Consider the following 12884-nt stretch of genomic DNA (forward strand, 5'->3'; position numbering starts at 1 on the left):
GAGGTTAAATGAGGTATTAACATTATTTAACAAGTCATACTAACGTCATATGCCATAAATATTTGCATCTTTAAGGCTCATCCTTTTATTGCAATTATGAAGCGGTATCTACTATTGTTAGTTTGTTTAATACTCCAAACCGCTGCACAGGCGCAAACGTTCACTCTTAGCGGTACCATTACCAATAGTAACGGCGAGCCCGTTCCGTTTGCCACTATCCTGGTTAAAAATACCAGTAAAGGCTCATCAGCTAATAGTGATGGTCAATATACATTAAGCTTATCATCAGGTACTTATGATGTGCTTTTCAAAGCTATAGGCTTTAAACAAGAAACCCGAAACGTTAACATTAAGGGTAACCAGGTCATCAATATTTCACTTTCTCCCGAGGCCTATCAACTTCAAAATGTGGTAGTTAAAGCCGGTGGTGAAGATCCTGCCTATGAAATTGTCCGCAATGCCATCCGCAAGCGCAAGGGATATTTAGCTGAAGTAAGAAGCTATACCTGTGATACTTACATCAAAGGACTTCAAAAAATGCTGGCCGCCCCCAAAAAATTCTTAGGCCGCGACATTAACCAAATTGCCCGCGAACTAGGGCTTGATTCTAACCGCCGGGGCATCATTTACCTATCCGAGTCAGAATCGAAACTAAGCTTTATGCAGCCCGACCAGTACCATGAGGAAATGGTATCGTCGAAGGTATCGGGCAGCAACAGGGCGTTTAGCTTTAACCGGGCATCAGACTTAGATGTAAACTTTTACCATAACCTGCAAAACTGGGAAGGTTTGAGTAACAGGCCATTGATATCACCTATTGCAGACAATGCTCTCTCCTACTATAACTACAAATACATGGGCTTCACCGCAGAAAACGGCGAAACTATTAACCGCATCAAGGTAACTCCCAAACGTTTGTATGAGCCTACTTTTACCGGCTACATTTACATTATGGAAGATAGCTGGCGCATACACAGCGTCGACTTGATGCTCACCAAATCGGCCGGAATAAACTTCGTAGATACTATAACGGTGAAGCAGCAATACATTCCTGTAGAGCGCAAAACCTGGCTGCCTGCCTCGGTAAAATTTGAGTTTACCGGGGGGCTATTGGGCTTTAAAATAGGTGGTTACTTTGTGGCAATATTTAAAAACTATGAAATTAACCCCTCTTTAAGCCAAAAAAGCTTTGCCGAAGTAATGAGGGTTACGGCAGATGTCAATAAAAAAGATTCGGCTTATTGGGTACAATCCCGCCCTATCCCATTAACCGACGAAGAGAAAATCGATTACGAAAAGAAAGCCGTGCTAGCCAAAAAACGCGAGTCGAAACCTTACCTGGATTCGCTGGATAAGGCTAACAATAAGTTATCGCTTTCTAAGTTCCTGATGTCGGGCATTCACATACGTAACCGATATAAAAAATCATACTTTAATACAGACGGTTTATTGCCCTCTTTTCTTTACAATACCGTTGAAGGTGTGGCCATTAACTATGGCGTATCGTATGTAAAGCAAATAGATAGTTTACAAAATAAATACCTTGTTTTAGGGGGCCGCATACGTTACGGCTTTACCAACCAGTTACTGCACGGCAGCATTAACGGCCGAATACCGGTTAATGAGTATACCTTTAGCTTTAATGCAGGCTCGGATGTGGTAGACCTTAATAATTTGCTCCCCATTACACCATTTTCTAATACAACGTCCAGCTTATTTTTCAGGCGTAACTTCCAAAAATTGTATGATAAGCATTTTGCAGCGGCATCGGTATCGCGCCGTATTGCCGGCAATTGGCAGGCTACCCTTACCGCCGAAATGGCCGACCGTCGCTGGCTCGACAACACCTCTTACTTCAGTTTTTTCAATAAAGACCTGAAATACAGCGCTAATAACCCATTTACGCCAGATGTTAACACACCCTTATTCGAGCGCAATCAATCTTTCAAGGTAAATGTGCGTACCAGCTATAACTTCAGTAACAAGTACGTCACTTACCCCTCGGGCCGGTATTATTTACCATCAAAGTATCCTACGCTTGCACTGTCATATACCAAAGGAATAAAAAATGTATTTGGCTCTGATGTTGATTATGACCTGTTAAGCGCCAGCTTGTCTAAAGAAGAAATTGGCCTGGGCTTGTTAGGTAATATCTCCTTTTATGTAGGAGCAGGTAAGTTTTTAAATAACAACAAGGTTTACTTTACTGACTACAAGCACTTTTTAGGCAACGAGATTATCTTATACAAGAACGCCACAAATGCCTTCCTGATGCTTGATTACTATGATGGCAGCACATCTAAACAATACCTGGAAGGTCATCTTGAACAAAACTTTGGAGGCATCCTGTTAAGCAAGATACCCGTCATACGTAAGTTTAAACTACAGGAGCTGGTTGAATTAAATTACTTAACCACCCCCGATATTAAAAATTATACCGAGTTGGGCTTAGGTTTCAAATACCTTGCTTTCAGGGTATTGTATGGCTGGTCGTTCAATAGCAGCACTAATTCCAAATCGGCATTCAGGATAGATATCGGCTTCTAAAACCGCTTTTGTAACTTTGGTGAACAGGCCTAAAATTATCCTGCAATTCAACAGCTAAAATCATATCTTAGCACCCTTTTAAGTATATAAAATGGAAATGTTTCACGGAACCGGAGTAGCCATGGTGACTCCGTTTGATGCCCAGGGACAGGTAGATTATGCCGGCCTGGAAAACCTGATCAACTACCTTATCGATGGTGGGGTAAATTATCTCGTATCATTAGGTACAACCGGCGAGAGCGCCACATTGAGTAAGGATGAGAAGAATAAGGTGTGGGCTTTTACTGCTGAAAAGGTAAATAAACGTGTAAACCTGGTAGCCGGTATTGGCGGCAACAACACCCTTGAGGTAGTTAAAGAGGTTAAAGAGTTTGACAATACTGGCTACGACGCCATATTATCGGCCAGCCCGCATTATAACAAACCCATACAAGAAGGTATATATCAGCACTATAAAGCTATTGCCGAAGCTGCTCCACTACCCATTATTTTATATAATGTACCCGGACGTACGGGCAGCAATATGAGTGCCGAAACTACGGTGCGTTTAGCTCATGATTTTAAGAACATTATTGCCATTAAAGAGGCTTCGGGCAATTTTGAGCAATTTAATCAGATTATGCGCGATAAGCCTGCTGATTTTCTGTTTATCTCGGGCGATGATCCGGTAACGCTGCCAATGATGGCCATGGGTGCTGTAGGTGTCATATCTGTTGTTGGCAATGCGCTCCCTAAACAGTTTTCGGGCATGATAAGCACCTGCATGACCGGTAATTTTAAAGCTGCACACAAGGCTCACTATCAACTAATTGAATTTACCCGCTTAATGTTTGTTGAAGGCAGCCCGGGTGGTGTAAAAACCGCCTTGAAACAGTTAGGTGTTTGCGGCGATACGCTGCGCCTACCGCTGGTGCAGGTGAGCGAAAGTACGGCTGCGAAAATTGGAGCCGAGCTAAAAATGATCACTTCAAATTAGTAGTTATAGCGATAGAATTATAAAGGCCTGATGTTAAACCAGGCCTTTTTTGTGTTCCAAAAATTTCATGTAGTTGCGGGAAACCTCTTTATTTCTTCAAAAAACTTCATATTTCTTAATATATCGAAATAGCTTATTGAGCCGGGAAAAGTTTGGCTGACTCGCTCTCAGAAGCATTAAATTTAAGCAAAAATCTACGAACACAAAAAAAGCCGACTCGTGAAGAACCGGCTTTTTTTATAGAAATACTAAGTAAAGATTACTACCTATTTCTCAGTTTTGTTTTTAGAATCTTGAACTTCTAAACGAATAGCTTGAGCTAAGTTTTTTAAGTCCTGCATACCCTTACGTACGCGTGTACCAGCAGCGCTATTGCCTTTAGCGTAAAATTTGTCGGCATCGGCTTCTAATGATGCAATAAGTTCTTTAACCTGGTTAAATTTTTCCATTTTTAGTGCTCCTTTTAAAGATTGAGGTTTATTGTTTTAACTAAAGCTAATCTAAAGCGTTTTTCGAATATAAAAAAATTTACGCCTTTAAAAATGCGGTTTAAACGTGTTTTAAGCACTTTTTCATCTAATTGAACCAATTTATTTAATTATACTATTTTTAATAGACTATTAATTAAATATTGACAATAATAACAACCTTTAAATTGAATACTTTGAACACTTTGCAGCGAAAATACAATCGATTTCAACAGCATGATCACCTATAAAATTCAAATTTCTGCTTAATGTTGCCAACAATACAGGCTTACCCTTGCGGCATATTGCTGTGTATTTAATAATACCGGCATGTGATACCATAAAAAAACCTCTTGCCTATCCTAGGTAAGAGGTTTCTTAAAAAGTTATATTACATATTAGGCCAGGGCCATATTGCTTTCCTTGTATACGCCGTCTTTAAGTTTTTGTGCTACCTCACTGTAGGCATCTAAAGTGCGTTGTACATCTTCTAACGAGTGTGTGGCAGTTGGTATCAGTCGCAGTACAATTAAACCTTTAGGAATAACCGGATATACCACAATGGAACAAAATATACTATAGTTCTCGCGCAGGTCGCGGGTTAAGCTGGTGGCTTCGTAGAGGTCGCCTTTCAGGAAAACCGGGGTAACCATGGTGTTGGTGTTACCAATGTCAAAGCCTCGTTCTTTTAAGCCCTGCTGTAAAGTACGGGCAACGGTCCAAAGCTTTTCGCGCAGTTCAGGTTTTGATTTAAGCAGTTCGAAGCGTTTATGTAAACCCATTACCATAGGCATAGGTAAAGCCTTGGCAAAGGTTTGCGAGCGCATATTGTAACGCAGGTAAGCTACAATATCCGTTTTAGCGGCTACGAAAGCGCCTATACCTGCCATTGATTTGGCAAAGGTACCAAAGTATACATCCACACCTTCAATACAGTCTTGCTCTTCATGCGTACCGGCACCGGTAGAGCCCATAGTACCAAAACCATGCGCATCATCTATCAGTAAACGGAAGTTGTATTTATCTTTTAAGGCAACAATTTCTTTGAGTTTACCCTGCGCACCCGACATGCCGAAAACGCCTTCGGTAATAACCAATATACCGCCACCCGTTTGATCGGTTAGCTTGGTGGCGCGCTCCAGTTGCTTTTCAAAGCTTTCCATATCATTATGCTGGTAAACATAGCGTTTACCCATGTGCAAACGCACCCCATCAATAATACAAGCATGCGATTCGGCATCGTAAACGATCACATCGTTACGGTCAACCAGCGTATCAATAATGCTTACCATACCCTGGTAGCCATAGTTTAACAGGAAGCCTGCTTCCATGCCTACAAACTCGGCAAGGCCTTGCTCTAAGGATTCGTGGTATTTGGTGTTACCCGACATCATACGGGCACCCATGGGGTAAGCCATGCCATAATCGGCAGCGGCCTGTGCATCAGCTTTACGCACTTCGGGATGGTTAGCCAAGCCCAGGTAGTTGTTCAGGCTCCAAACCAAGTGCTCTTTGCCATTGAACATCATATGAGCCGATATCTCCCCTTCCAATTTAGGAAAAGAAAAATAACCGTGCGACCACTTTTGGTGCATCCCGATAGGACCACCTAAATTTTTCGATATCTTGTCAAATAAATCCAATTGCTTTCTAATCTTTAATATCTACACAAATATAGTGCTAAAAGTGGTGCGGAGCAATCGTTATAACTTTTTATGATAGGTTATAACGTAATTTATGTGAATATTATTAGTAGAATTAATTAACCTAAACGTGCTATACTTGGGCTGCAGTATTATTACTCTTATTAGTTAATGATTGGGCATATCCCCGCAGATCGTCCGCTCATACTGCATTAGCTTTCGCCATGTGCTGTAATTGCTACTATTTTTTACGCACCACTAAATATACAATAAGGCATTGATTTCCTATTACTTAATTGCAATAAAGTTAACATCGGGCTGTTGTTGCATTTACATAGTGATGTTACATTTACCGCCATGACCGTTATATCATTAAATGATTTTTCGAAGGCCACAAAAACTGTAAAGCTGCCCGGCCTTGCTGCACTATTAATGAAGGTCATGAAAATTGATGCCTTTAACCATTTGATACAACAGGCCGGCAATTTAGAAGGCTTGGCCTTTACAAAACATGTGTTAAACATTTTAGGTGTTACCTTAGATATAGACAACTCCGACCTCTCACACATCCCGGCAAATGGCGCCTTTATCGCTATTGCTAATCATCCGTATGGGGCTATTGAATCGCTCGCTTTACTTAACCTATTAGTTTCTTGCAGGCCCGAGGCCCTTTTTATGGGAAATTTTTTATTGAAAAAAATCCCTAACCTGGCCGACTATATTATTGCCGTAAATCCTTTTGAAAACGTCAGGGACAGCTCCAGCATTAGCGGGATCAAAACCACATTAAATAAGCTTAAAACAGGTACACCAGTAGCTATTTTCCCTGCGGGAGAAGTTGCTGCCTTTAATTTTAAAACCGGCACGATCACAGACCGCCAATGGCACCCTGTAGTGGGCAAGATTATTGAAAAGGCTAAAGTACCGGTAGTGCCTATCTATTTTCACGGCAACAATGGCCTTGGCTTCAGCCTGTTGCGCTACCTGCATCCATCCCTGCAAACAGCTATGCTTCCGGCCGAACTGTTCAATAAAAATGGCAAGTACCTGCGTATTCGCATTGGTAAGCCTATTGATGCTGATGAAATTGCTATATTAAGCGAGCGTGGTGATTTGCTTGCCGGGTTACGACAACGCACCTATGAGTTAAGCAAGTAATTTGCAGAAAGGAAACGCAGGGTCCTCTACGAGAGACCCTGTTGGGACGTAATCCTTAAACCGTTTGCCGTTACTCATTACTGTGTTCAAGTTCACTTCTTTATCCCCGTATTAGTTACTTTACCAGCATTTAATGCCTTGTTCACATCTTCAATCCCTTCCTTTGCATCAGTGCTGGTTGGATATAAGTAGGCTGTAAGTATAAATATCGCTTTTGCTTTTAGTGGTTTATTTAGTAACAGCAGTTCATAATAACCCCAATTAATGAGGTCTTTTTCCGAAATATTATAATCTGTGTTCTTAACCTGTAAGGCGTGATAAGCTTTTAATGCATCTTCGTAGCCTTTTTGCTCAAGTATAGTGCGCAAAGGAGTTACGCTATCGGGGTAGTTACCGCCATTTGATGCTTTTAGCTGAGGATAATAAAAGCCTGCTACTTCAGAAGCAAGATTCTCTGGTCCGTTACTTTTTAAATTGGTAAGTACAACAACAGCCAAATCATGGTCAGGGTATATATAAAACCATGATCTCGATCCGCCTATACCGGCAACCGCCCGCGGTGGCAAATTCCTTTTTGCCACCCAGCCCATTGCCCAGCCGCCGTAACTCTTGTTATTAAGCTTTTGTGGCTGCCACATTTCGCTTAAACTACTTTTCTTTTTTAATAATATGCCATTTTGCAGTGCAATAATCCATTTGGCCAATTCCTCTGCAGTCGCATTAATCCCCGCCCCTGCCCTTGATTCCGGAAACTCCTCCCATGTACGTTCCAAGGTCTTACCTTTAACAAAGGCCCCTTTAGTACTTTTAGAATATGCATACGTGGGTGCTTTATCTTTGATAACATCTCTCGAATCTCCAAAATTAGCCAAATACATTTTAGCGGGAATGAATTGACGGTCATGAACAAATTGTTCAAACGTCATACCACTAAGGTGCTCTATTATTTGCCCCAACAGCACATAATTGGTTTGGTTGTAAGAGGTTTTTTCACCTGGAACAAACTCCATAGGTTCCTCGCGTATTTTGAGCCAAGCCCTATTAAAACTTAGTCCGTATACATACCCTCCATTTTTAACATCCAAAAAATCAGGAATACCAGAGGTATGATCCAACAATCTGCGTACAGGTATTTTTTGCCAGGCTAAAGGAAGGCTGTCTATATAGGTGGAAATTGGCTGCTCTAAATTAAGCTTGCCATCCTCTACCAGTTGCATAATTGCAACACCTGTAAAAGCTTTAGTGGCAGAATTTATAGAAAACAATGTATTGGCATCAACCTTTACCCCATGCTCAATATTAGCCAAGCCATATGATTTGAGCATTACAATCTTTCCTGATTTTATGATTGCTATTTGCATACCCGGTATACCGCGGGATTGCATCTCCGACTTAACAAAATCATTAATAGAATTGAGTTTATTTTGTGCCTTTATAATGGTTATTTGTAATACCAACACCAGGAAAGCTAACAAACCTATTTGAAAGAAGCGCATGATAATTTTTGTGATTTACTTAACAGACGCAAAAATTTGAGCGTTGTTACACATTTTATAAATGCTTAATTACCTTACCACAGGGCATAGCCCTGTAACAGTATGGCGCTTATTGAACAAAGCCTTAGTAAGCGTTGTACAAATAGTAAAAAATGCAAATATTTACTTTCAATCAATCGGCTTCCATTCTCCTTTGGTGAAGAATACATTGCCAAATCTCGGTGACTTAAAAACATAATAGAAAGAAAAAACATCTCGATAAAGCGTGGGCTCTACTTCCATAATGTGATGATGCGGCTCAGGTAGTTGGATAACAAGCCTTGGGTTTACATAATCCTCTTTAAAACTTACAAAACCTTGATAGGTTTTAACTACCCGAGCTTTGTTAGTTATGTGAAAATTTAATTTACCATCTTTAGTTATTGCAAACCAATAGTGATTATACTGCCAGTCAGCTTGTTTACCCGGAAATTTGGATCGGTCGATCACGTAGGTTCCGTAGATATCATCACGCTCAAGCTGTTTCTTCTCCGTGAAAACTCTAACAACTATGTCCAAAATTACAAGTGCAATAACACAAGCCCAGCCAAACAGCAGTAGCCTGCCAATTTGTATATTTCTGGTGAAGATCCAAGCGATAAGCATAATCAAAGTGCCTGGAATCAGGATGAATACAAAAAACAAATTAGCACCAAAGCCCATAAATACGAATGAAGCTGGAAAGAGTATAGAGCAATGAAGGTAAGTATATTTTGTGATAGCAACTATCATAAACGACTTAAATAACATCAGCTAATCACCATATGGTGCGGTAATAACACCAATCAAAGGTTGAATATATTAGTGTTCTAAAATACTTTCCATAGGTATTCCACTATCAAGTGATTTTTGCAGGAATTCATTTTTAAAGACCTCTAATGCATAAGCCACTTGTTCCGGCTCATCAACGTAATATTCATTATCATTCAAGCCCAAAGCGTCTAAAAAATTTTCTTCTGCTTCATACAGCTTGACAAAATTCTCCATTCCTCCATACTTTGCAAGCAGGTTAGTAGGCTCAGCATTCAGTGCAGGTATTAACTCATCCTCAATGAACTTAATTACATCTATTATGTCTTGCGGTTCATAATGAGCAGTATCATCAACGTCACTATATCCCTCCGTATTCAAGTCGTTAAGTACCCTGTAGTAATATTCTCTAGTCGTTGCATAAAAAAGCTTTTTAGCTCTTGCTTCATTTAGTTGTTTTGCGTAGTACATAAGTAGAGCATACTCTCCAAATTGGTACCTCATCTTATTATCACCTAACACAAAAAGTTTAGATCTTATACCCATTATATATGAATTAATTAGCTTATGAACATTACTACTTCACAAAAAAAGCCCCTACTCACGTAAGGGCTTCAATATAATTCTATTATACTTAATCTACATTATCATGCAAGAACGAATTGTTCTTGCGAATCTCCGTAGTACCGTCATTTTCAGATAGCGAGAACTTAGAGATCGAACTTTCGTTGCTGGCCGGGGGTTGTTGCAGGGAAATTTCCTTGCGTTTGTAGGCCGGTACGTTTTCCAATTCCTGAATGTTGCCGTTACGCAGCTTCATGCTCAAGTCTTTCAAACGCATAATGCGCTCGCGCGATTTACGCAGTTGTTCTTCTATAGATTCGTTCGTTTTATTTTCGTCAGGGCTTACAACCGGCTCGGGTTGCTGCTGTACCTGGGCTTGTGGCTGCGGTGCTGGTGCAGGAGCAGGCTGTTGTAATGGTTGCTCAAAGCTCATTACAGTTTCTGTCACCTTGAACACCAAACCATCCGGTTCTTGTTCGGTTTCCGGCTCTGCTTCAGGCTCATTCATCATTAAGCTGTGTCTTACCACATTGCTGTTGGTTTCTTCGTCGGCTTGGGCCAATATGTCGAACAGACCGTTTTGCTTTTGTGCCGAGGTAACTACTTTTGAGGTTACATCTTCTTTAACCGATGGTTTTACAAACTCGTTAACGGGCTTTACCAAAGGCGCATTCTCCGGCATCAGCATCGAAACTACTTTCTTGGTGCTTTGCTCTTTTTCGCGTTCGTCTTTAGTTTGAAAACCGGTAGCAATAATAGTTACCGATATTTTATTGCCTAAGCTCTCGTCAATACAGTTACCCCAAATCAGGTCGGCCGCTAAACCGGCTTCTTCCTGTATGTAATCGGTAATAATGCTTACCTCATCCATAGTAACCTCTTGCTCGGTACCCGAGCTGATGTTTAACAGGATATAACGGGCACCTTCTATCTGGTTGTCTTTTAACAATGGAGATGACAAAGCACCTTCTACCGCTTTAGAAGCGCGGGTTTCGCCTTCGGCCGAAAAACTACCCATAATGGCTACACCGCTGTCTTTCATCACGGTACGCACATCCTTAAAATCCACGTTGATGTAACCCGGATGTGTAATGATCTCGGCAATACCTTTGGCGGCCGTGGTCAGTATATCATCGGCCTGGGCAAATGCCGAACCTAAGGTTAAGTTACCAAAGATCTGGCGCATTTTATCGTTAGAAATCACCAGGAACGAATCCACATATTTCTTCAGTTCTTCTAAACCTTCTTCGGCCTGCATTTTACGACGCTTGCCCTCAAAAGAGAATGGCGTAGTGATGATGCCTACAGTAAGGATATCCATTTCGCGGGCCGCTTTGGCAATAATAGGGCTTGCACCGGTACCGGTACCACCACCCATACCTGCGGTTATGAACAGCATTTTAGTATTGCTGCCCAGCATTTGCTTCACATCCTCAATATTCTCTATAGCCGAGTTTTTACCTACCTCGGGGATAGAACCCGCACCCATACCTTCGGTTAAGCTTGCACCTAATTGCACCTTGTTAGGGATAGGGCTAAGCTCAAGCGCCTGCGCATCTGTGTTACAAATGATGAAGTCGACACCGGTAATACCTTGCTTGTACATATGGTTTACCGCGTTGCCGCCGCCACCGCCAACACCAACTACCTTGATGATCGACGATTTTTCTTTTAACATCTCAAACTGCATGATACTTATTTTCAGGGGTATGTGTAATGATGGATATTTAATTTTACGCCATGTAATATTAAGACTTTTTTAGCTGATATTTTATCAATTTTTCGCAATTGTTAATAAAATAAAGCCCCTCCCAAACCCTCCCCGGTAGGGAGGGCTTTTTAATATTATTTGAAAGTCTCCCCCTCCCGGGGGGAGATTTAGAGGGGGCTTCTATTTCAAAAAGTCTTCGTCTTTAATGTCGTCTTTAATGAATTTTTTACCGGTTTCTAAAATTTTGCCAAGCAGGCCAAATTTACGCTCGTCGGTGTATTTTGCTTTCTCGGTTTTGGCAGCAGGTTGTTGTGCTACGCCCAGGCTGTTGTATTCCATTTTCTGAATACCTTTTATCAATAAACCAATACCTGTAGCAAATGTTGGGCTTTGCAGCTCTTCGTAAGTACCTTTAGGTAACACCTCGTTTTTAGCCAGGTGCTCGTTAGGGTAACCAATGCGGCAGTCCAAACCGGTTACGTATTCTACCAGTTGCGATAAGTGCTTTAACTGTGCACCACCACCGGTAATCACGATGCCGGCAATCAGTTTCTTTTCGTAACCCGATGATTTAATTTCGTAGTATACATGCTCAATAATTTCTTCGATACGGGCCTGGATAATATACGCCAGGTTTTTTACCGAAATCTCTTTAGCATCGCGGCCACGCAAGCCGGGTACACATACAATTTCGTTCTCTTTGTTCTCATCTGCCAAGGCCGAACCAAATCTTACTTTCAGTTGCTCGGCAATATTGCGCATTACAGAACAGCCTTCGCGGATATCTTCGGTAATGCTGTTACCACCAAAAGGGATAACTGCCGTATGGCGGATAATACCTTCATGGAAAATGGCTACATCGGTAGTACCACCACCAATATCAACCAAAACAACGCCGGCTTCTTTTTCTTCATCGCTCAATACGGATTCTGACGATGCCAGTGGCTCCAGGATTAGTTCCTGGCTTTCCAACTGTGCTTTGGTTACACATTTAACAATGTTTTTAATAGCCGTTACCTGGCCCGATATGATATGGAAATTTGCCTCAAGCCTAACACCCGACATCCCGATCGGATCTTTAATGCCCGGCTCATTATCCACCGTAAACTCTTGCGGTAACACATGAATGATCTCCTCGCCCGGAGGCATCACCAGGTTATACATATCTTCTATGAGCTTATCAATATCCTTGCGGCCAATCTCGGTATTCAAATCACGACGGGTAATTAAGCCGCGGTGCTGTAAACTTTTTATATGCTGACCGGCAATGCCCACGTTCACAATACGTATTTCTACGTTAGATTGCGAACCGGCCACATCAACAGCCTGTAATATGCCTTGCACAGTTTTATCTATGTTTGATACCATCCCACGGGTAACACCAGCCGATTCGGCCTTACCAATTCCTAACACTTCTATCTTTCCGTTCTTGCTCCTGCGGCCAACAATAACACAAATTTTTGTGGTACCAATGTCCAATCCAACTACTATTGGAGAGCTTTTTTCCTGCGGTATGCTTTTTTCCATAACTAT

10 protein-coding genes are annotated in these 12884 nt (G+C 41.4%); 3 read left to right on the forward strand and 7 right to left on the reverse strand.

Annotated elements, in window-relative coordinates; translation table 11 throughout:
- Positions 1–96: 96 nt before the first annotated feature.
- Together IEV61_RS02450 and dapA are read left to right on the forward strand one after the other, a co-directional pair.
- The gene (locus IEV61_RS02450; protein ID WP_188413448.1) at positions 97–2547 is read left to right on the forward strand and encodes a DUF5686 and carboxypeptidase regulatory-like domain-containing protein; all 2451 of its coding nucleotides are present in this window, start codon (positions 97–99) and stop codon (positions 2545–2547) included.
- Positions 2548–2638: 91 nt separating this feature from the next.
- The gene (dapA, locus tag IEV61_RS02455) at positions 2639–3523 is read left to right on the forward strand and encodes a 4-hydroxy-tetrahydrodipicolinate synthase (RefSeq protein ID WP_188413450.1); all 885 of its coding nucleotides are present in this window, start codon (positions 2639–2641) and stop codon (positions 3521–3523) included.
- 266 nt (positions 3524–3789) lie between these two features.
- Here dapA and IEV61_RS02460 read toward each other — a convergent pair whose 3' ends face one another.
- Both IEV61_RS02460 and IEV61_RS02465 read right to left on the reverse strand, forming a co-directional pair.
- Positions 3790–3972: a BF3379 family histone-like protein gene (locus tag IEV61_RS02460; protein ID WP_188413452.1), complete on the reverse strand. Its 183-nt coding sequence runs from the start codon at positions 3970–3972 to the stop codon at positions 3790–3792.
- A 416-nt stretch (positions 3973–4388) separates the two neighbouring features.
- Positions 4389–5633 carry an aminotransferase class I/II-fold pyridoxal phosphate-dependent enzyme gene (locus IEV61_RS02465; RefSeq protein ID WP_188413454.1) on the reverse strand — a complete coding sequence of 415 codons (1245 nt, stop codon included), beginning with the start codon at positions 5631–5633 and terminating at the stop codon, positions 4389–4391.
- 357 nt (positions 5634–5990) lie between these two features.
- Here IEV61_RS02465 and IEV61_RS02470 point away from each other — a divergent pair, with 357 nt between their 5' ends.
- Positions 5991–6791, forward strand: coding sequence for a lysophospholipid acyltransferase family protein (locus tag IEV61_RS02470; RefSeq protein ID WP_188413456.1), 801 nt, complete (start codon positions 5991–5993; stop codon positions 6789–6791).
- 92 nt (positions 6792–6883) lie between these two features.
- On the opposite strand, the gene IEV61_RS02475 is transcribed toward IEV61_RS02470, so the two are convergent.
- The 5 genes from IEV61_RS02475 to ftsA all read right to left on the reverse strand — a co-directional run bounded on the left by IEV61_RS02475 (position 6884) and on the right by ftsA (position 12878).
- Positions 6884–8287, reverse strand: coding sequence for a serine hydrolase domain-containing protein (locus IEV61_RS02475; protein ID WP_188413458.1), 1404 nt, complete (start codon positions 8285–8287; stop codon positions 6884–6886).
- A 168-nt stretch (positions 8288–8455) separates the two neighbouring features.
- Complete coding sequence (locus IEV61_RS02480; protein ID WP_188413460.1) at positions 8456–9058, reverse strand: hypothetical protein; 603 nt, start codon at positions 9056–9058, stop codon at positions 8456–8458.
- Positions 9059–9127: 69 nt separating this feature from the next.
- Positions 9128–9547, reverse strand: coding sequence for a hypothetical protein (locus IEV61_RS02485; RefSeq protein WP_188413463.1), 420 nt, complete (start codon positions 9545–9547; stop codon positions 9128–9130).
- Positions 9548–9710: 163 nt separating this feature from the next.
- Entirely contained in the window at positions 9711–11330 is a 1620-nt protein-coding gene (gene ftsZ / locus IEV61_RS02490; RefSeq protein WP_188413465.1) for a cell division protein FtsZ, read from the reverse strand.
- A 201-nt stretch (positions 11331–11531) separates the two neighbouring features.
- Positions 11532–12878 carry a cell division protein FtsA gene (gene ftsA / locus IEV61_RS02495; RefSeq protein WP_188413466.1) on the reverse strand — a complete coding sequence of 449 codons (1347 nt, stop codon included), beginning with the start codon at positions 12876–12878 and terminating at the stop codon, positions 11532–11534.
- Positions 12879–12884 lie beyond the last annotated feature (6 nt).

The sequence above is a fragment of the Mucilaginibacter galii genome (assembly GCF_014635825.1).
GTDB lineage: Bacteria > Bacteroidota > Bacteroidia > Sphingobacteriales > Sphingobacteriaceae > Mucilaginibacter > Mucilaginibacter galii.